17 protein-coding genes and 4 pseudogenes are annotated in these 18,451 nt (G+C 70.4%); 9 read left to right on the top strand and 12 right to left on the bottom strand.

Features of this window, described 5'->3' with window-relative positions:
* Positions 1-2 precede the first annotated feature (2 nt).
* Both ABZY11_RS17925 and ABZY11_RS17920 read right to left on the bottom strand, forming a co-directional pair.
* Positions 3-2,192 (bottom strand): MMPL family transporter, encoded by a 2,190-nt coding sequence (locus tag ABZY11_RS17925; RefSeq protein WP_356480027.1) that lies wholly within the window; start codon positions 2,190-2,192, stop codon positions 3-5.
* 126 nt (positions 2,193-2,318) lie between these two features.
* Positions 2,319-3,227 carry a LysR family transcriptional regulator gene (locus ABZY11_RS17920; protein WP_356480026.1) on the bottom strand — a complete coding sequence of 303 codons (909 nt, stop codon included), beginning with the start codon at positions 3,225-3,227 and terminating at the stop codon, positions 2,319-2,321.
* Positions 3,228-3,301: 74 nt separating this feature from the next.
* On the opposite strand from ABZY11_RS17920, the gene ABZY11_RS17915 reads away from it, so the two are divergent.
* On the top strand, positions 3,302-4,378 hold the full coding sequence (locus ABZY11_RS17915; RefSeq protein ID WP_356480025.1) for a DMT family transporter: 1,077 nt from the start codon (positions 3,302-3,304) through the stop codon (positions 4,376-4,378).
* A 46-nt stretch (positions 4,379-4,424) separates the two neighbouring features.
* Here ABZY11_RS17915 and ABZY11_RS17910 read toward each other — a convergent pair whose 3' ends face one another.
* On the bottom strand, positions 4,425-5,756 hold the full coding sequence (locus ABZY11_RS17910; protein ID WP_356480024.1) for an aminotransferase class I/II-fold pyridoxal phosphate-dependent enzyme: 1,332 nt from the start codon (positions 5,754-5,756) through the stop codon (positions 4,425-4,427).
* A 35-nt stretch (positions 5,757-5,791) separates the two neighbouring features.
* Here ABZY11_RS17910 and ABZY11_RS17905 point away from each other — a divergent pair, with 35 nt between their 5' ends.
* Positions 5,792-6,502 (top strand): pyridoxamine 5'-phosphate oxidase family protein, encoded by a 711-nt coding sequence (locus ABZY11_RS17905; RefSeq protein WP_356480023.1) that lies wholly within the window; start codon positions 5,792-5,794, stop codon positions 6,500-6,502.
* Between the two features lie 196 nt (positions 6,503-6,698).
* On the opposite strand, the gene ABZY11_RS17900 is transcribed toward ABZY11_RS17905, so the two are convergent.
* Both ABZY11_RS17900 and ABZY11_RS17895 read right to left on the bottom strand, forming a co-directional pair.
* The gene (locus tag ABZY11_RS17900; RefSeq protein WP_356480022.1) at positions 6,699-7,727 is read right to left on the bottom strand and encodes an EamA family transporter; all 1,029 of its coding nucleotides are present in this window, start codon (positions 7,725-7,727) and stop codon (positions 6,699-6,701) included.
* 93 nt (positions 7,728-7,820) lie between these two features.
* Positions 7,821-8,384 (bottom strand): Clp protease N-terminal domain-containing protein, encoded by a 564-nt coding sequence (locus ABZY11_RS17895; RefSeq protein ID WP_356480040.1) that lies wholly within the window; start codon positions 8,382-8,384, stop codon positions 7,821-7,823.
* A gap of 248 nt (positions 8,385-8,632) precedes the next feature.
* Here ABZY11_RS17895 and ABZY11_RS17890 point away from each other — a divergent pair, with 248 nt between their 5' ends.
* Both ABZY11_RS17890 and ABZY11_RS17885 read left to right on the top strand, forming a co-directional pair.
* Positions 8,633-8,854, top strand: a complete 222-nt coding sequence (locus ABZY11_RS17890; protein ID WP_356480021.1) for a hypothetical protein — start codon at positions 8,633-8,635, stop codon at positions 8,852-8,854.
* Between the two features lie 61 nt (positions 8,855-8,915).
* On the top strand, positions 8,916-9,347 hold the full coding sequence (locus tag ABZY11_RS17885) for an SRPBCC family protein (RefSeq protein WP_356480020.1): 432 nt from the start codon (positions 8,916-8,918) through the stop codon (positions 9,345-9,347).
* Positions 9,348-9,414: 67 nt separating this feature from the next.
* Here ABZY11_RS17885 and ABZY11_RS17880 read toward each other — a convergent pair whose 3' ends face one another.
* Positions 9,415-10,041 carry a PadR family transcriptional regulator gene (locus tag ABZY11_RS17880; RefSeq protein ID WP_356480019.1) on the bottom strand — a complete coding sequence of 209 codons (627 nt, stop codon included), beginning with the start codon at positions 10,039-10,041 and terminating at the stop codon, positions 9,415-9,417.
* A 331-nt stretch (positions 10,042-10,372) separates the two neighbouring features.
* Here ABZY11_RS17880 and ABZY11_RS17875 point away from each other — a divergent pair, with 331 nt between their 5' ends.
* Positions 10,373-10,579 carry a transposase gene (locus ABZY11_RS17875; protein ID WP_356480018.1) on the top strand — a complete coding sequence of 69 codons (207 nt, stop codon included), beginning with the start codon at positions 10,373-10,375 and terminating at the stop codon, positions 10,577-10,579.
* Positions 10,501-11,053 (top strand): annotated as a pseudogene (locus ABZY11_RS17870) (transposase); the annotation flags it as partial. The gene ABZY11_RS17875 and the pseudogene ABZY11_RS17870, both read left to right, overlap by 79 nt.
* A gap of 3 nt (positions 11,054-11,056) precedes the next feature.
* On the opposite strand, the gene ABZY11_RS17865 reads toward ABZY11_RS17870, so the two are convergent.
* Complete coding sequence (locus ABZY11_RS17865) at positions 11,057-11,701, bottom strand: class I SAM-dependent methyltransferase (RefSeq protein ID WP_356480017.1); 645 nt, start codon at positions 11,699-11,701, stop codon at positions 11,057-11,059.
* A gap of 95 nt (positions 11,702-11,796) precedes the next feature.
* Here ABZY11_RS17865 and ABZY11_RS17860 point away from each other — a divergent pair, with 95 nt between their 5' ends.
* On the top strand, positions 11,797-13,014 hold the full coding sequence (locus ABZY11_RS17860) for an alpha/beta fold hydrolase (protein ID WP_356480016.1): 1,218 nt from the start codon (positions 11,797-11,799) through the stop codon (positions 13,012-13,014).
* A 288-nt stretch (positions 13,015-13,302) separates the two neighbouring features.
* Here ABZY11_RS17860 and ABZY11_RS17855 read toward each other — a convergent pair whose 3' ends face one another.
* The 4 genes and pseudogenes from ABZY11_RS17855 to ABZY11_RS17840 form a co-directional block, all read right to left on the bottom strand.
* Positions 13,303-14,307: a MerR family transcriptional regulator gene (locus tag ABZY11_RS17855; RefSeq protein ID WP_356480015.1), complete on the bottom strand. Its 1,005-nt coding sequence runs from the start codon at positions 14,305-14,307 to the stop codon at positions 13,303-13,305.
* Between the two features lie 5 nt (positions 14,308-14,312).
* Positions 14,313-14,981, bottom strand: coding sequence for a HEAT repeat domain-containing protein (locus ABZY11_RS17850; protein ID WP_356480039.1), 669 nt, complete (start codon positions 14,979-14,981; stop codon positions 14,313-14,315).
* A gap of 213 nt (positions 14,982-15,194) precedes the next feature.
* Positions 15,195-15,723, bottom strand: a pseudogene (locus tag ABZY11_RS17845) (zinc-binding dehydrogenase); the annotation flags it as partial.
* A gap of 174 nt (positions 15,724-15,897) precedes the next feature.
* Positions 15,898-16,491 (bottom strand): maleylpyruvate isomerase N-terminal domain-containing protein, encoded by a 594-nt coding sequence (locus ABZY11_RS17840; protein WP_356480014.1) that lies wholly within the window; start codon positions 16,489-16,491, stop codon positions 15,898-15,900.
* A 2-nt stretch (positions 16,492-16,493) separates the two neighbouring features.
* Between ABZY11_RS17840 and ABZY11_RS17835 the strand changes: the two are divergent.
* Positions 16,494-16,902: pseudogene (locus tag ABZY11_RS17835) on the top strand (DUF664 domain-containing protein).
* Positions 16,903-16,974: 72 nt separating this feature from the next.
* On the opposite strand, the pseudogene ABZY11_RS17830 reads toward ABZY11_RS17835, so the two are convergent.
* Positions 16,975-17,407 (bottom strand): annotated as a pseudogene (locus tag ABZY11_RS17830) (VOC family protein).
* Positions 17,408-17,541: 134 nt separating this feature from the next.
* Here ABZY11_RS17830 and ABZY11_RS17825 point away from each other — a divergent pair.
* On the top strand, positions 17,542-18,363 hold the full coding sequence (locus tag ABZY11_RS17825) for a PhzF family phenazine biosynthesis protein (RefSeq protein WP_356480013.1): 822 nt from the start codon (positions 17,542-17,544) through the stop codon (positions 18,361-18,363).
* Positions 18,364-18,451: the final 88 nt, after the last annotated feature.

Genomic DNA, 18,451 nt, shown 5'->3' with positions numbered 1-18,451 from the left:
GATCAACGTACGTCGGCCACGAGTTCGGCACGGACCGTCCGGTCCGATTCGGCCGGAGCGGGACGCGACGGCCACCAGGTCGCCTCGCCCAGCAGGAGCAGCGCCGCCGGCAGGATCATGATGCGGACGACGAAGGCGTCGAGCAGCACGGCCGCCGCGAGCACGAAGCCGATCTGCTTCATCTCGATGATGTGCAGGAGGACGAAGCTCACGAAGACGGTCGTCATCACGACCGCGGCACTGGTGACCACGCTCGCCGACGTACGGATCCCGTCGAGGACCGCCTGCCGCGTGGGGACACCGGCGAGCACGGCCTCCCTGATCCGGCTGACCACGAACACCTGGTAGTCCATGGAGAGTCCGAAGAGGATCACGAAGAGGAAGAGCGGGACGCGCGACCCGATCGAGCCCGTGGAGTCGAAGCCCAGCAGTCCCTCGGCCCAGGTGCCCTGGAAGACGAGGACGAGCAGCCCGAGCGCGGCCGCGGCGGAGAGCAGGTTGAGTACGACCCCGATCAGGCCGAGCACCACGGAACGGAAGGCGTACACGGTCATCGCGAAGGTCACCAGCAGCAGCGCCCCGAGGACGAGCGGGATCCTGCTGTTCTGATGGGCCGGGTAGTCGGCGTACCGGGCGACGTCCCCGCTGACGCCGTACTCCGCGCCCTGGACCCGTCCGACGGTGGCGGGCAGGTACTCGCCGCGCAGGTGGTCGAGGGAGTCGTGGGCCCGGGAGGAGTTGCCGAGGTGCGGCACCTTGAGCCGCAGCACGCTGATCCGGTGGTCGGCCGAGGTGTCGATGCGCGGGCCGTCGGCGAACAGCGGGTCCGCGTCGGTGAGCCGGGCGAGTTCGCGCAGCGCGCGGGTGACTTCCGGGCTGCGCGAGGCGTCGGCGCGCACGACGACGTCGTGCGTGACCCGTTGCTCGGGGAACGCCTCGTTGAGGCGGTCGTACACGCGCATCGCGGGAATCTCGCGGGAGTGCGTGTCGCGGCTCATCTCCGTGATGTTCAGTCCGGCCAGTGGCAGGGCGAGCGCGAGCAGGGCGAGGACCGGGACGCAGAGCGTGGCAAGAGGGTGCCGGGCGGCGGGCCGCAGCAGTGCCGTCCAGATCCGGCCCGCGCCCTCGCGGCGGGGGCGCGGGGCGGGCTTCCCGCGCTCCGCCCGGCGCCGGACCCGTCGTTCCGCCCGCTTCCCGAGCACGGTCAGCAGCGCGGGCAGCACCGTCAGGGAACTGGCCACGGCGACCAGCGTGACCACGATGGTGCCGGTGGCGAGCGAGGAGAAGATCACGTCGGAGGCCAGGTACAGGGTCGCGGTGGAGATGACGACCGCCAGCCCGGACACCACGACCGCCCGGCCCGAGGTGGCCGCGGCCAGCTCCACCAGCGCCTCGGTGCTCAGCCGGCCATCGCTGCGGGCCCGTTTCTCGCGCTCCCGTTTGAGGTAGAAGAGTGTGTAGTCGACACCGACGGCGAGACCGATCATCAGGATGACGTTCGTGCCGACCCCGGCGTCGGGAGAGAGATGCGAGATCACCATCGACAGTCCGATGGCCGCCGCGATCGACGACAGCGCGAGCAGCAGCGGCACCGCGGCCATGACGACCGATCCGAAGACGACCAGCAGGGTGACCAGCGTGACCGGCAGGGTGATCTTCTCGGACAGGGCCAGGTCGTCGCCGCGCTGCCGGTCGACGCCCTTGCTGATGGAGGGGCTTCCCGTCTCCTCCAGCAGCAGCCCGGGACGGGACTTCTGAACGGCCGAGGTCTGCGCCGCCAGTGCGTCGACCTTGTCCTTCGCGTCCCGCTCCTCGCCCTTCAGGGCCACCTCGACCATGAGGATCCGGCCGTCGTCGGACCAGAGCGGCGCGGCCACGTCCGCGACGTCCGGCAGCTTCCTCATCCGGGCGGTGAGATCCCGCGCGGCCGCTTCGGCGGCCTGCCTGTCGGGGGCGCCCGACCGGGCGGAGATCAGTACCTGCTCGGTGGAACGGCGCTCCAGGTGCCCCTCGGCCGCCATGGCCTCGGCCCGGCCCGCCTCGCCGACGCGGTAGTCGGCCGTCCGCGCGTTGTTGGTGCCGACGGCTCCGCCGACGACCAGGCACAGCACCACGAACACCAGCCAGCCGACGACCGCCCGCCAGGGGTGCCGCGCACTTCGGCGCGCCATCCGCACAGTGAGTGAATTCATGCCCTGAAGCCTTGTTGAACAGGGCAGTTGGCGGACAGAGGTGTCAGGTTGAACTTGCCGTCCACCGATCGGTGGACCCCGGTGCTGAGGAAAACCCCCGCCCACTGCGTCGGCACTGGGCGTGGCTCACGGCGCGTCCAGCTCCCGGCCCGCCGCGCGCAGGGCGGCCACCGCGGCCCTGATCGACGGACGCCGGTCCGCGTCGGTGCGCCACACGGCGTGGACGTGCCTGCGCATCTTCTGCCGTACGGGCACGAGCCGCACCCCGTCGGGCACCGGTCCGCGGCCGAGCCTCGGCGCCACACAGACGCCCAACCCTGCGGCGATCAGGGCGAGTTGGGTGTGATGTTCGCCCGCCAGATGCGCGATGCGCGGTTCGATGCCCTTGGAGCGGAGGGTGAACATCAGCCAGTCGTAACAGAATTCGCCCTCGGGCCAGGACACCCAGTCGTCGTCGGCGAAGTCCTCCAGGTCCACCTCGTCCCGGCCGGCCAGCCGGTGACCGGCCGGCATGGCGATGTCCGGTGCGTCGTCCAGGAGTTCGGCCTTGGCCAGGCCCGCGGGCACGGGCAGCCGCTTGTTGCTCCAGTCCAGCACCACGGCGAGGTCCGTGTCGCCCCTGATCACCGCGCGGATTCCTTCCTCGGGCTCCAGCTCCCGGGTACGTACGCGCAGCTCCGGGTGGTCACCGCGCAGCGTGTGGAGCGCCGCGGGGAAGAGTCCGCGGGCCGCTGTCGGGAAGGCGGAGAGCCGGATCTCGCCCACCACTTCCCCGCGCTGCGCCTCGATGTCGGACTGGGCCAGCTCTACCTGGGACAGGATCCGGGCCGCGTGGTCGGCGAGCAGCCGGCCGGCGTCGGTGAGCCGGACCCCGCGTCCGTTCTTGGTCAGGAGCCGCTGTCCCACCTCCCGCTCCAGCTTCGCCATCTGCTGGGAGACCGCCGATGTGGTCACGTGCAGGCCCTCGGCTGCGCCGCCCACGGAACCGTGCCGGGCCAGTGCGTCCAGGGTGCGCAGGCGCTCCAGATTCAACATGTAAGCAATGCTACGCAGACGCTCGCACAAAGTCTCGCTTGTCCTACTTGGTTGAGGCGGCCATCGTTGACACCATGAGCGCCACCGCCGCACCGGGAACCACGCCTCCCGCCGAGTCCCCCACCCCCACCCTGCCGACGAGCACGACAGTCACAACAGGCACGACGAGCGGGACGGAAGGGAAGACCGCACCGGCTCCGGCCACAGCCCCGGGCCCGGCCCCCGCCGCCCGCCCGGCGCTGGACTGGCGGATCCGCTTCGGTGCGCTCTCGCTCATCTGGGGCTTCAGCTTCCTGCTGATCAAGGTCGGCACCGAGGGGTACGCCCCGTTCCAGGTCACCCTCGGCCGTCTGCTGTCCGGGACGGCCGTGCTGGCCGTCGCGATGGCGGTCCGGCGAGAGCGACCGCCCCGTGGTGCCCGCACCTGGGGGCACCTGGCCGTCGCCGCGTTCTTCCTGAACGCACTCCCCTTCTCTCTCTTCGCCTATGCCGAGCTGACCATTCCGTCGACGCTGGCGGGCATCTGCAACGCGACATCGCCCCTGTGGGGCATGGCGCTGTCGCTCGTCGCGCTCTCCGAGGACCGGCCGACCCGTCGCCGTGTCGCCGGGCTCGGGCTCGGCTTTCTCGGCGTACTGACCGTGCTGGGCGCCTGGCAGGGCTTCTCCGGGCTGGACTTCACCGGCACGGCCATGGCCCTGCTCGCCTCCCTCAGCTATCCGGTCGGCTGGATCTACGTCCGCAGAACGCTGGCCGGCGACAGTTCGTCGACGCTGGCGCTCACCGGCGGCCAGCTCTTTCTCGGCACGGCGCAGATCGCCCTGGTGACCCCGCTGTTCACCTCGGCCCCCGATGGGATCCCGCTGCTCCCGACCCTGGCCGTGGTCGCCCTCGGAGCCCTCGGCACGGGCCTCGCGGTCCTGATGCAGTACGGCCTGGTGGAGGAGGTCGGACCGACGACCGCGCAGATGGTCACCTACTTCATCCCGGTCATCGCCACCGCCGCCGGAGTGATCGTGCTCGGCGAACAGCTGAGCTGGAACACTCCGGTGGGGGCTCTCGTGGTCCTGGCGGGCGCCGCCCTCACCCAGAGCCGGGCCCGGAGCGGCCGGGCCTCCGGCGGGCGGACCAAGACCGAGGACCACCCGTAGGCCATCACCTTCAGGCCACCCTCCGGCGGACGGACCGGGCCGAGGGTCACCCGTAGGCCAGCGGCTTCACCGGTCCCACCGCTGCCGCCACCGCGTCCGCCAGTGGCCCGATCTCGGCCTCTGCGAGCGGGGAGACGGTGAGCCGGATCCCCTGGGGCGCGGTCATCCGGAACCGCGCCCCGGGCGCCACGGCCCAACCGGAGTGCAGCAGCCTCGCCACTGCACCGGTCTCGTCGCCGACCGGCACCCACACGTTCATCCCGCTGCGTCCGTGGGCCTCCACGCCCCGCTCCGCCAGCGCCCGCACGAGGCCGTCCCGCCGCTTCGCGTACGCCCGCGCCACCTCGCCCGAGTCGACGGCATCCGAGGTCCACAGGTGCACCACGGCCCGTTGCAGCAGTCTGCTGACCCAGCCGGGACCCAGCCGCTGCCGCCCCGCCACCCGGTCGGCCGTGACCGGGTCGCCGGTCAGCACGGCGACCCGCAGGTCCGGCCCGTACGCCTTGGCGACGGACCGCACGAAAGCCCAACGGTCCGTGGCGCCCGCCAGCGGATGGAGCGGCAGATCGACGATGCCGTGCCCGTGGTCGTCCTCGATGAGGAGGACGTCGCGGTGTCCGGCCAGGACTTCCCGCAGTTCGAGGGCGCGTCCGGATCCGATCGCCGCCCCGGTCGGATTCTGCGCACGGTCGGTTACCACGAGCGCACGGGCACCGGAGTTCAGCGCGTGCTCGACAGCGTCGGGCAGCGCCCCTTCGTCGTCGACCGCGACGGGCACCGGGCGCAGCCCCAGCGCCGGTACGAGATCCAGCATGCTGCCCCAGCCGGGGTCCTCGACGGCCACCGCGTCACCGGGTCTGAGGTGCGCGACCAGGATGCGCTCGATCGCGTCCAGCGATCCGGAGGTCACGACCACGGGTCCGGCCGGCACTCCGTCGGCGTCCAGCGCGGCGCGGGCGAGCGCGGCGAACTCCGGGTCCACCGGCGCTTGCCCGTACATTCCGGGCTGCCGCGCATACTCCTCCGCGACCCTTGCGAACGCCTCCCCCAGCGTGGGCAGCAGGGCCGGATCGGGATTGCCCGCACCCAGATCCCGCACGCCCGCCGGCGCTTCGACCCGGAGCGAACCGCGCGCCGTGCTCGCCGGACGCGGCCGCACCCTGCTGCCCCGGCGCCCGGCCGTCTCGATCACCCCGCGCTCGCGGAGCGTGCGGTAGGCGGCGGCCACCGTATTGGGGTTCACCCCCAGCCGGTCAGCCAACTCCCGCATGGGAGGCAGCACTTGACCCGGTTCGAGCTCACCCGACCCGACCCCGTGCTCCACACTGGCGGCAATCTCCGATGCGCGCCGCCCAACAATCCGATACTCTCCTAGCACAATCAACATTATGCACTAGTGCAATGGAGTACGCAATGTCGGACACCGCGTCGCCGCACCCCACGGCCTCCCACACCACGTCCACGGACGCCGCAACCGGATACGAGCCGACCGAGCGCACCGTCCCGACCCGTTCCCGCGAACGGGCGGCATACGACCGGGAGGTGGTCCACTCGATACTCGACGAGGCGTACGTCTGCCACCTCGGCTTCGTCCGTGACGGCGCGCCGGTCGTCCTGCCGACGCTCTTCGGGCGGGTCGGCGACCGGCTCTACGTGCACGGCTCGACGGGCTCCCGGCCGCTGCGCGAGGCAGGCCGCACCGACACCGGGCTGCCGGTGTGCCTGACGGTGACGCATGTCGACGGGCTGGTGCTGGCCCGCTCCGCCTTCCACCACTCGATCAACTACCGCTCCGTGGTGGTGCACGGCACAGCGCATACGGTCACCGACCCGCAGGAGCGCCGGACCGCCCTCGACGCGATCGTCGACCATGTGGTGCCGGGCCGGTCCGCGGACTCGCGGCCCGCCGACGAGAAGGAGCTGGCGGCGACGGCGGTGATCCGGCTGGACCTGCGGGAGGTGTCCGCCAAGATCCGCACCGGCGGCCCCAACGACGAGCCCCGCGACCTCGCACTCCCTCACTGGGCGGGCGTCGTCCCGCTCGCCCGCGGCTATGCGACGCCGCTCCCTTCGGGCGACCTCGACCCCGCGATCGGGGTGCCGGACTACATCACCGCGCTCTGACGCACCCCGGGAAGGCGGAGCCTTGTGGACCGCGCGTCCACCGTCTTTGCCTTTCGGTTCCTGCGACAGGGCTCGGGGCCCGCCCGAGCCCTGCTTTCGTCACCCTCGCCGCCCCCCTCAGGAGTGGCCGCTCACGCCGGACGAAGGGCGGCGGACGGTGGACGGCGGAAGTACGACCGAACGCGCGAACGCCGCATCACATCGCGACACGGCCGGCGGACAGCTCCCCCTCGGCGGCGACGTGGCCGTCGTCCGGCCCTTCGGCGGCCCCCGCGCCCGGCCCCGACACGACGGGGCCGGCGGGCGTCCGCGGTGTCGACGACTGGGCGATGAACGCACCGATCAGCACCATCGCACCGCCGATGAGCTGGGGCGCCGACAGGTGCTCGCCAAGCATCACCCAGGCGAGCACGGTGGCGATGACCGCCTCCAGGCAGGCGACCACACCCGCCACCGCGGGAGAGAGCAGGCGCACCGAGATCACCCCGGTGACGTAGGCGATCACGGTCGCCAGCAGCACGATCCAGACGAGCAGCAGCCAGGCCGGAACATCCCTGCCGTCCATGCCGGCGGTACCGCCCAGAACCGACCAGTCCATGCCCCAGGGTCGTGCGATCACGGTGAGAACGACCGCGCCGATCAGCAGCCCGTAGGCGATGACGCCGACCGGATGCGGCGGTTCGACGCCGTCCGCCCCGTCCGCACTCCCCTGGTCCGACAGGACGAAGTAGCCGACCTGACAGCAGGCGGCACCGAGCGCGAGCAGCAGTCCGACCACGTCGAAGCTCAGCCCCGACCAGACCTCGACCACGCAGGTCAGTCCGCCGACAGCGAGCACCACACCGACCGCGGCCCGCCGGGTGACCGGCCTGTGCTGGACGAACCGGACCCAGCCGAGCACGAGCGCGGGCGCCAGGTATTCGACGAGGAGCGCGACACCGACGGGGATACGGGAGATCGCGGCGAAGTAGCAGGCCTGCACACCCGCGACGGCGAGCAGCCCGAAGCCGAGGAGCAGTACCGGCCGGCTGCGCACCAGGTCCCGGTGGCGCCAGGCCACCGGCAGCATGACCAGGGCCGCGCCCGCCACCCGCAGCCACACCACGTGGAGCGGATCGAGCCCCGCCTCGATCAACGGCTTGGCCGCCACCCCTGAACCACCGAATGCGAACGCCGAGGCCAGGGCTAGTCCCAGGCTGGCGCTTCTCCCCTGAGACGCGTGCATCGGCCCATCATGACAGCTGTGGTCAGGAGCGTCACCCCGGTGACCACTGACATGCGCACCGCCCGGTGCGCGGCTCCGCGGCAGCCTCCCTCGTCAGCTCCCGAAGCCGGGCCGGCCGGCGGCATCCGCGACCCGGGCGGCCAGCCCGTCCGCGTCGACCCCGCCCCGTACCAGCACCTCGACGGCCCGGCATTCGTGATCCGTGGCCAGCGCCGCGAGCAGGTCGAGCCCTCCGGCCCGCACATCGCCGCGCGACGCCGCCCGCCCAAGCGCTCCGGCCATCGCCGCAGCGGCCGAGGGCGACCAGCCCTCCGTGGCGGCGTCCCGCACAGTGCGACCCGGGTCCGGGACGGCCGGGACGGCGCCGGAGTCCTCCACCGAACCCTGCCAGCGGAGCCCGTATCCGATACTGCGCTGAACGAGATAGCCGAGCACTTTGGCCAGTTGGGGCCCGCCCTCGAAGGCCGCCCGCACCGCGGGGTCCGACTCGATGAGGGAGTGCAGCAGATGCGCCGTGTCGATCTGCCGGTCGCCGTCGCGCAGCGCACGCCTGCGGGCGCCCGTCACCACGGCGGCCAGCTCCACGGTGAGTCTGGCGTCGAGCTCGGCTCGGTTCGGTACGGGCTGCTGAGGAATCCGCGGCATCCGGTTTTGCACGTCTCTCACCCCATCAGTCCCGGAGCGCCGACACATCCCCGGAGGGGCCCATCCAGGCATCCCACGCAAGTTGGGCACACCCGAACGGTTTCTCCTCCTTGCGGATGAGATCTCGCCATTTCCGGATCCGATCGGAGAAAAGGGCGCGCGCCGCCTTGCCACGCGCTCCCTCGGCAACCGGAAGCCGCCGCCGTACGTCCCTCAGGCCATACCCCATGCGACAGACAGCCGGAAGGGAGCCCGCGGACGTGTCCTGGTTGGTCGCCCTCCCGGCGCTCGACGGGCGGGAGTATGTGTACCGGGTCCACGCACCGGCCGACGCACTGCGCGCCGACCTCTTCTGGGCCGCGTTCCACTGCCACGACGACGGTCCGCACCCGCGCGCCTTCGACCGATTCGACGCTGCCCTGATCTGGCGCGCGGGAGCGGAAGGAACCGGCCACACAGATCTGACGGTTCATCAGTATTGAATGTTCTGGTCACTGCGGCTACGTTCCGCGACACCGTAACCCGCCGAGAAGGGGTGGTCGCATGGCCGAAGTCAGTGCAGAGGCGCGTATCGAAGCACCGGCCGAGAAGGTGTGGGCCCAGCTGACGGACTTCACCGCGTACGGTCAGTGGAACGCCACCCACACCAGCTTCCCCAAGGGCGGTCCGGCGACACTCGAACTCGCCGCCACCTACGAGGAGAACATGAAGCTCATGGGCTTCCCGGCCGAGGTGACCTGGACGGTGGCGGAACTGGAGACCGCACGCCTGCTGGCCACCAAGGGCAAGGGCCCGATGGGCGTCAGCCTGGCCATGCGCTACTCGCTGACCCCCGACGGGGAGGCGACCACGGTCCGCATCGACGGGGAGTTCACCGGCGCCGCGGTCTCCCTGATGGCGGGAAAGCTCAAGGACTCGGCGACGGCCGCGCTCGTCGAGTCACTGCGCAAACTGGGCGGACTCATCACCGCCTGACGCCACCCCGCCGACGGGACGGGCCTCGCGGCGCGGCCGCGAGGCCCTTGACACCGCACCCACGTACTCAGTGCTCGTCGGCAAGGATCAGATAGAGCTTCTTACGGGAGTCATTGATGACCGTGAGAGCCTTCTGGCGCTGATCGGCCGAGCCGGTCTTCCAGACCTGGCCGAATGCCTCCATCAGACCGAAGCCGGCCTGCCGGATCTCATTGACACTCTCCCAGTCGACACCGCGCCCGGCTTCCTCCCAGGGCGCCTCGGGCCCCGACTCCGCCTCGGTGCGGCCGGTGTCGGTGAGCGTGAACAGCTTCTTGCCGCCCTCGCTCGCACTGACGATCAGGCCCTCGTCCTCCAGCAGTTGAAGCGTCGGGTAGACCGAGCCGGGGCTGGGCCGCCAGGCCCCACCACTGCGCTCGCCGATCTCCTGGATCATCTCGTACCCGTGCATCGGCCGGTCCTTCAGCAGCGCCAGGATCGACGCGCGTACGTCACCACGCCGCGCCCTCCCCCTGCCGCCACCTCGCCCGCGCCCGCCACCGAAGGGGCCACCCCCGAAGGGCCCGCCCCCGAACGGCGGCCCGAACTGCCCGAAGGCCGCCCGTCGTCCCTCGAAGTCGCCACGCCCCTGATGACCGGGCCCGCAGTGCCCATGTCCATGCCCGAACTCTTGCTCATGTCCATGTGAACGCATCGCTACGCTCCTTCCATCGTTGATCTGTCGCGATGCGTCAACGATATATCGGAACCGATCGCCTGGCAATCCCTTGCTCAGCTGCCCCGTTGTCCCGTCCTTACCTTGTTGCACGGGTCCCATCCCGGTCGTTCGCAGGATCGGGAGGCCCAGGGGTTCCGGGTGTGGCTGTGGCCCGTCCGCCTTGTGGTGGCTCACTGAGATCGGCCGCCCGGAGCCCCGCGACGACTCGACCGCTGATCGGGATGAGCGAAGTGGATCGCTGTGTCAGGACGCGTCGGCGAGGTCGTCTGCCGGGACATCCACATGACCATCGACGACGGAGGCGCTGGTGCGCGAACTCTGGGCTGGTACGGACGCGGGCAGGGGCGAGCATCACTGCGCAGTGATCGACGCCGACGGGACCAAGGTGCTCTCGCGTCGGGTCCCGAACAACGAGCCCGAGCTGTTGGAGCTGTGGCCGCGGAGTCCCGGCACACGGCTGTTCCCGGGGAGAAGCTGTCCGCCGCCATGGTGGTCAGATTGGCGAAGGAGGTGATGACCCTCGATGAAGAGATAGCTGAGATCGACGCCCTGATCGAAAGCCGGCTCCGTGAGCACCGCCACGCGGAGGTCGTCCTCAGCCTGCCCGGCATGGGGCCGTTGCTGAGTGCTGAGTTCATTGCTGTCACCGGTGGTGACATGAGTGCTTTCGGCACCTGCGACCGCCTGGCCGGCGTCGCCGGGCTTGCCCCCGTACCCCCGCGACTCGGGACGCATCAGCGGCAATCCGCACCGGCCACGCCGCTACAACCGGCGGCTCCTGCGGGTCTTCTACCTCTCTGCCCAGATCGCAGCGCGCTGCTGCCCCGTCTCCAAGAAGTTCTACGACCGCAAACGCGGCGAGGGCAAGGGGCACAAGCAGGCCATCCTCGCCCTCGCCAGGCGCCGCCTCAACGTTCTGTGGGCCCTCATACGGGACAATCGGACCTTCGAAATCAACCCATCCCGAGTCGGTTCCGCAGCGGCCTGACCGCTACGAGCGACGGCGCGCGAAGAGGATCGCTCCGGGGGCGCTGCCCTCGGGGTCGAGCAGCATCTCGGTCTCGACGGTGAATCCGGTCTCGCGGAGCCAGGCGCTCACCTGGGCGGGCTGGCGCCGGTGGACGTAGACCTTCATCGGGTGGCCGCCGTAGCCCTGCGTCTTCAGCCGCGACCCGTCGCCCACGTGAAAGCCGATCAGCAGTGGTGCGCCGGGGCGCAGTGCCCGCCTGAAGCCGTCGAGGACCGTGGGGACCTCATCGTCGGGGACGTGAATCAGCGACCAGAACGCGAGCGCACCGGCGATCGACTCGTCAGCGAGGTCGAGATCCGTCATCGAGCCCACCTCGAATCGGAGTTCAGGGTGATCGCTTCGAGCCACGCCGACCATCCCCGGGGAGACGTCGATTCCGAAGGCGTCGACGCCCAGGCTGTGCAGGTGGGCGGTGATGTGCCCCGGTCCGCATCCCACGTCCGCCACCGGCCCACCACCAGCCTCAGCGACCGCGTCGGCGAACAGGCCCAGCGCCGCTCGGAGGTATGGCAAGCCGCCTAGAGCCTCGCGCAGTTGGTCCGCGTAGCTGACTGCGACCGTGTCGTACGAGGTGCGGGTGTCCGCCAACCAGGTGTCCGGCTTCATGCTCCGGCACAGTAGCCCAGCGATCTGACAACTGAGCGGTCGAGTGGGCACGCGATGGCCGTTTCACGGAGATCGCTGCGCTGTTCGCCCCGCCGTTGCGTGCTGCACTGAGCGCCCAGACCCTCCAGGCGGCCTGGCTCGCCGGGACCGCGGGAACTGGTCCGGTCACGGACCTCGGCAAACCGTCGAGCGAGAGCCTGCAGCCGGACCTGATCCGTGTCAGCGTTCCCGTGGTCTGCGAGCGGGGACAGTTCACCGCCGTCATGTCGGTCGACTCCGCCGGCCTGCTGAACGGGCTGCGCCTCGCGCCCCCTGCCTGCGAACCCTGGGCGGCGCCCTCCTACGCGGTTCCGGGCGCCTTCGAGGAGCGCGACGTCACGGTCGGAGCCGGCGCTCTCGCAGCGGCCGGCACCGTCACCGTTCCGCACGGTGACGGCCCATGGCCCGGGGTCGTGCTGCTCAGCGGCGGAGGTCCCTTCGACCGGGACGCGACCAGCGGACCCAACAAGCCCCTCAAGGACCTCGCCTGGGGTCTGGCCAGCCGCGGCGTGGCGGTGCTGCGCCACGACAAGGTGACCTTCACACACGCGGCGGAGGTGGCTGCCGCGGACGACTTCACGATGACACGCGAGTACGTCCCCTATGCCGTCGCCGCCGTGCGTCTGCTCCAGGAGGAGCCGTGCGTCGATTCCGCCCGGGTGTTCGTCGCCGGGCACAGCATGGGGGGCAAGGTCGCCCCACGGGTCGCCGAGACCGAGCCGTCCGTCGCGGGCGTCGTGATCCTGGCGGGTGACGCCGAGCCCCTGCACCGGACGGCCGTCCGGGTCGTGGGCCACCTCGCCGCCCTCGACCCCGGCCCGCACTCCGAGGCGGTCCTTGCGGAGATAACCCGGCAGGCCGCGACCGTCGAGACCGCCCTGTGTCCCCGTACGCCCCGGGAGGACCTGCCCTTCGGCCTTCCGGCCTCGTACTGGCTGGACCTGCGCTCCTATGACCCGGTCGCCACCGCGGCCGCCCTGGACAAGCCGCTGCTGATCCTCCAGGGAGGCCGCGATTACCAGGTCACCGTCGAGCATGACTTGTCCCTCTGGCAAGAGGGACTGACCGGGCGTCCGGACGTCACCATCCAGATCCACCCAGCCGACGACCACCTCTTCTTCGCAGGGGCAGGACCGTCGACGCCCGCCGGGTACATGGCACCCCAGCATGTCGACGCGGCGGTCATCACTGATATCGCCGCATGGCTGGACTGCCGGCTTCAGCGCGAACCCTGCAAGCGGGCGGAAACGCCCCAGGCGGACCAGATCACCTGAGAGATACAGGTATCCGCTCTCCCGGACCAGATCACCTGGGCTCTTCAATGCCTCCGCGTCTCACTTGATCTGGTCGATCCAGGTCAGAGCCGGTCTCGGAGACCAGCTCCTTTGCGACGGGACACCCGTGCCCCGGGTCCGATGGGTGTCCACCCGCCCCGGGGCGGTACGCCTGTGTCGCGCGGCGCGGGACGCGGTCCAGCCGAGGCTTTCGGCGATGCCGTGGCCCTGTCGGCGGTGACCGGCAACAACTGGGCCCCACGCACCCAGCACCCCAGGAGAGCTCCGTTACCGTGCGTTGCGCAGCGTGAGAATGTATGTCGCAGTGAGCGCAACGGCACGGTCTTCGTCCTGTGACAGTTCTGCGAGGGCACGCGACGCCCTGATCCCCGGGATATCCGCGAGCGCCTGTGTCAGCCGTCGACGTGCGGACGATTCGACGGTGTCGTGGGCGAGCCAGTCGACGAGCCTGGTAGCGATCCGATCCGCCAACACGGGATCACTCGCCAGCGCGCTCAGCGCATCGGCCGCATCGGCGTCGTTCGTCTCCTCGACGATCATGTCGATGAGCGTCGGGACCGCGTCGGCTACTCCACGTGCCCCGAGCGCCAGAGCTGCACACCTGCGGACCACGGTGTCGGAGTTCGTGAGGGCGTCCTGCAACAGTGCGGTCGCCTCACCGTTCGGAATCTCGGCGATGGACTGGACGGCACGCTTGCGCACCCCGGCCACCGGTGAGCCCAGGCCCTCCGCCAGCAGTACCAATGCGCCGTCGCCCGATTGCGCCAGAGCCCATCGAAGGGCACCGGCGACGTTCGGATCCGTCTCGCTCAACGCTGCCTCGACCAGAGCTTCCACTGGCACCGGAACGTCTACGACTGAGGACATGGCCGCGCGCTGGCGCTTCCCAGCACTCTCCGACCCCAGGGCATGAAGGAGTGCGACGATCTGGAGGACGTCCGCCCAGCCGGCGGGTTCCGCGGCATCGATCCGACGGAGTCTCGTGAGCAGTTCCCTCTCGCTCTCCATGCGTTCTCGCGTCCGGCGGATGAGGTCGTCGACGAGTCCCGAGGGCCTGAAGCCGGGATCATCCAGCGCGCGCCCGACTTCACGCAGCGACAGCCCCAATGACCGCAGGCTCTCGATATGGAAGATTCGCCGGATGTCCTCGCTGGAATACTGCCGATAGCCCGCCTCGGTGCGACCCGTCGGCCGCACCAGGCCGAGCGCGTCGTAATGCCTGAGCATGCGGGCGCTGACCCCGGACCGTCGTGCCACATCACCGATCAACACTGCTTTCACCCCTCCTGACTGGTCGTGCCGAGGGCTACGAGGCGCTTCGCCTCCTCGATCGCGAACTCGAATCCGGCGTCCGGGTTGCGCCACAGCCGTTCCGTGGCGATCGCGTGCTGACGCACGCGAGGTTCGAGATCCGTCATCGCGGCGCGCAGGGTCGGCGTGATCACCTCACCGAGCCCGATCAGCGCCCGGCTGAGGCTCAACTGCGTCTCCCGCTCACCGCGCCCGAGCTGCGTCGCCAACACCCCGGCCAACTCGGGTTCTTCACCTTCGGGCACGAGTACGACCGCCGCTCGCCAGGCGCTCCGCGCCACCTCGTCGTCGGCATCGGTCAGAAGCGCCCGTGTGATCGCCGGCCACGCCTGCCGATCCCCGATCTTGGACAGCGTGTGCAACGCCTGGCTGCGTGCCTGCGCACGCGCCGAGCGGAGTTCATCGATGAGCATGGGGACCGTCATTGATGACGAGTGACGGGTGAGTGCCCACGTAAGCATTTCGCGCACATGGAATTCGGGCTCGGTCGCGCATCGTTCGATGAGCTTGTCGATGAACCACGGATCCGGGGTCGTGCCGACCGCCAGCGCTGCCCGCAGCCGGACCGACGAGCTGCTGTTCTCCAGCCCCTGGAGAGCTCGCATCGTGTTCGTGTCCTTTTTCGGCAAGGTCATCGGGACCACCTCCTTGGCCACAGTGAAGACCTTGTCACTGTGTCAAGGTCAAGCGGAGCCGCGCCGGGAGATGGCCAGGCATCCTCTGCCCACCGAGTCCGGCTGCAGTTCCCGCGTCGTGCGGGCTGTCGATCCACGACTGCCGACATCGCCGCGGGACCGTCGGCAGGCGGGGGTGCGCCCTGTGCCGCACCGCCACCAGCCGTCCCAAGGTCAGGGCGTGACAAGAACCTTGAGGCTCTGGCGGTCGGCCATGTCCTGGTAGCCGACTGGAAACGCCGTCGAGGTCGGCGGTGGCGCCGAAGACCTTGCCCGGTTCGATGGTGCCGTTGAGGACATCGGGCATCAGTTCCTCGATGTAGGCGCGGACCGGGGCCGGGCCGCCGGCCAGCCGCAGGTTGTGGCGGAAGAGGCCACCGAAGCCGATCGGGGCTTGTTCGTACTGCGGTACACCGACCCGGCTGATGACTCCGCCCGGGCGGAGGACGCCGACGGCCCGCTCGTAGGCGGGCATGTTGCCAACTGCCTCAAGCACCACGTGGGTGCCGTGTCCGCCGGTGAGCTCGCGGACCGTTTCGATGCCTTCCTCGCCGCGGACAGAGACGACGTCGGTGGCACCGAACTCGCGGCCCAGGTCGGTGCGCGCCTGGTGGCGGCCCATCAGGACGATCTGCTCCGCGCCGAGCCGGTCGGCGGAGAGGACCGTCATCACGCCGACGGCGCCGTCACCGATCACCGTGACGCGGGTGCGCTCGTTCACCGGGACGCCGGAGGCCGCGCCCCGATCGGGGACGTCGCGCAGCAGCCCAACCAGCCGGGGGATCGCGGCTCCCGGTGCGGCGCGGTCTTCTCGCGCTCGGCGACGGGATCGAATCCCGAGGCGGGGACGGCGGCCATGGCGGCCCTGCCCTGCCCGTCATCCGAGGTGGAGCGGGAATTTCGCGGCCGGCAAGTCCAGTTCGGCCTTCTCCGCGTCGGTCGGGGCACGCCGTTCGGTGCCGACCAGCAGCGCGTCCTCGTCGGAGAACGACGCGGGGAACGCTGCCCCGGCGATCCTCTCCAGCATTTCGCGGGACCGGGCGAGCCCCTCCACGGGCGGTTCGCCCATGTCCGGGAGGTACGCGACCAGGTCGAGGTGGTGCAGCGTCCACTCCAGGACGTACACGCAGAGGTGGTCCCCCGCGGTGAGGACCACGTCGCGGGTGCCGACCCGGAGGCCCGGGTCGGCGAGTCCGGCGGCGCGGCCGGCGGCCGAGCCGACGTCGTCGAGGTGGAACTTGAGCAGACCGGGTTCCTGGTACGCGGCAGCCAGCCGGACTATCAGCGCGTTCAGTGGGTCGTCACCGGTAGGCGGCATTTCCGCGATGTCCCAGTAGGTCACCGCGTCGCGGGTGGGTTCCGTATCGACGGGAGTCACGAGGATGATCAGGATGTCCTGAGCATCGATGACCAGGTGGACAAAGATCGCGCGAACGGCAGACAGGCCCCATGACCGAACCCACGACCACATCCATGACCCAACCCAGGGCCGAATCCAGGATCGAATCGGAACGCAAGGCCGACCTTCGCCTCTACCTGCAATCCGCCCGCGACGCCCTGTTGTGGAAACTCGAAGGGCTCTCCGAGTACGACGCCCGCCGCCCGCTGACGCCGACCGGCCTGGTCAAGCACGTGGCCAGTGTGGAGTTGGGCTACCTCGGTGACACCTTCGGACGGCCGTCCGGCGAGCCCCTGCCCTGGGTCGGGGACTGCGCTGAGGCCAACGCGGGAACTCGTCGACGGTGCCGTCGGGATGAGCAAGGGCAATGACAACATGCCGCCGGGCGACCCGGCGTGGTGGGAGAACCATCGAAGCCGGCTGGAGCGTGCCGCCCGGGTAGCCGACCCGAACAGCGATCGGGACACCGACCGGCACGCATGACTTCCGACCGGGCAGCCGCCGGGGAGCGGCGCCGATACGCCGGATCAGCGGGCCGCAGAGCGGAAGCCACCGTCAGAGCATGCAGAACTCGTTTCCTTCCGGATCGGCCATCACCACATGGTCCGGCCTGCCCTGCCATTCGTCCTCACGGACCACGGTCGCGCCGGCGGCGGTCAGGCGCTCCACCGCCTCGACCACGCGCGGCCATCGCTCCTCCCAGGGCGTGTCACGACCGCCACCGACCTGCACGTCGAGGTGCAGCCGGTTCTTCACGGCCTTCGACTCCGGCACCTGCAGGAAGGGCAGACTCGGACCCGTCCGGATCGGACAGGTACGCCCCTTGGTCCCACTCGTTCTCCGGGATCTCATGGTGCGAGAACCACTCCTCCCAACTCCCGAACCCGACAGGCGCGGGCTTCTCCGCATAGCCCAGTGCCAGCGCCCAGAACTCGGCCGGCCTCGCCGGTTGTGCGCAGTCGATCGTCAGACTCCACTTGGTTCCCATGGGGCACTCCCCCCTCGGTCCGGTACGCGGACCGTATCGGGTGCCACTGACATCGTTCACCCGTCGGGGTTCCAGGTCCAATGACACCGAATTGGCCTTGGCGCCCGGCTTTGCACCGTACGTATGGTCGCGTCATGAGGATTCGAATCGTCGACACGTTCACCGACCGCCCCTTCACCGGCAATCCGGCGGGGGTCCTGGTCCTGCATTCCGACAGCTTCGCCGACGACGATCGCCTCCAGCGGATCGCCATGGAACTGAACCTCTCCGAGACCGCCTTCACCCACCCGCTGCCCCCTGGCGGCGAGGCCGACTGGGCGCTTCGCTGGTTCACCCCGACCACGGAGGTCGACATGTGCGGGCATGCCACCCTCGCCACCGCGCATGTCCTGCACACGACCGGGACGGCGAGCGGCACGGTGCGCTTCGCGGCGCGGTGCGGGATCCTCACCGCGACCGCCCGCCCGGACGGTGCGATCACCCTCGACTTCCCCACGTCCCCGTTGACACCGGAGGCCACCCCGGCCGGACTGGCCGCAGCCCTCGGTGCGGATCCGCTCTCCGTCAACGACACCGGCCCGCACATCGGCGACCTGCTCGTCGAACTGTCCGACGAGGCGACCGTGCGAGGACTGACCCCCGATCTCGCCAGGCTGGCCGATGTCTCCCGGCGGGGCGTCATCGCCACGGCCGCCGCGGAGGACCCGGCCCGCGGCTACGACTTCGTCTCGCGAGGCTTCTTCCCACGGGTCGGGATCGACGAGGACCCCGTGACCGGCAGCGCCCACACCGCGCTGGCACCCTTCTGGTCGGCCCGGTTCGGCCGTGACGAACTGACCGGACTACAGGCCTCCGCCCGTTCCGGCCTGGTCCGGACCTCGCTGCGCGGCGACCGGACCCTACTGACCGGTGACGCCGTGACAGTCATCGACGGCGAACTGCTCACGGCGCTCTGACCCCTGGGCCGTGTCCGCAAAGTCCCGCCCGCCCTCCGGGCGGACGACAAGACTTCGCGGACACGACCCATGACGGGGGAACGGCGGA

The organism is Streptomyces sp. NPDC006510, from assembly GCF_040611955.1.
In the GTDB taxonomy this organism is placed as follows: Bacteria; Actinomycetota; Actinomycetes; order Streptomycetales; family Streptomycetaceae; genus Streptomyces.
The sequence above is the reverse complement of the archived record's forward strand: the minus strand, read 5'-3'. Positions and strand labels throughout refer to the sequence as shown.

Bases quoted from the DNA above. Each gene is read 5' to 3' on its own strand.
- ABZY11_RS17915 (WP_356480025.1), top strand. From the start codon at position 3,302: ATGAGCGCCACCGCCGCACCGGGAACCACGCCTCCCGCCGAGTCCCCC.
- ABZY11_RS17920 (WP_356480026.1), bottom strand. From the start codon at position 3,227: ATGTTGAATCTGGAGCGCCTGCGCACCCTGGACGCACTGGCCCGGCAC.
- ABZY11_RS17850 (WP_356480039.1), bottom strand. From the start codon at position 14,981: ATGACCTTGCCGAAAAAGGACACGAACACGATGCGAGCTCTCCAGGGG.
- ABZY11_RS17825 (WP_356480013.1), top strand. From the start codon at position 17,542: ATGAGGATTCGAATCGTCGACACGTTCACCGACCGCCCCTTCACCGGC.
- ABZY11_RS17925 (WP_356480027.1), bottom strand. From the start codon at position 2,192: ATGAATTCACTCACTGTGCGGATGGCGCGCCGAAGTGCGCGGCACCCC.
- ABZY11_RS17840 (WP_356480014.1), bottom strand. From the start codon at position 16,491: ATGTGGTCGTGGGTTCGGTCATGGGGCCTGTCTGCCGTTCGCGCGATC.
- ABZY11_RS17880 (WP_356480019.1), bottom strand. From the start codon at position 10,041: ATGCGTTCACATGGACATGAGCAAGAGTTCGGGCATGGACATGGGCAC.
- ABZY11_RS17905 (WP_356480023.1), top strand. From the start codon at position 5,792: ATGTCGGACACCGCGTCGCCGCACCCCACGGCCTCCCACACCACGTCC.
- ABZY11_RS17885 (WP_356480020.1), top strand. From the start codon at position 8,916: ATGGCCGAAGTCAGTGCAGAGGCGCGTATCGAAGCACCGGCCGAGAAG.
- ABZY11_RS17900 (WP_356480022.1), bottom strand. From the start codon at position 7,727: ATGCACGCGTCTCAGGGGAGAAGCGCCAGCCTGGGACTAGCCCTGGCC.
- ABZY11_RS17865 (WP_356480017.1), bottom strand. From the start codon at position 11,701: ATGAAGCCGGACACCTGGTTGGCGGACACCCGCACCTCGTACGACACG.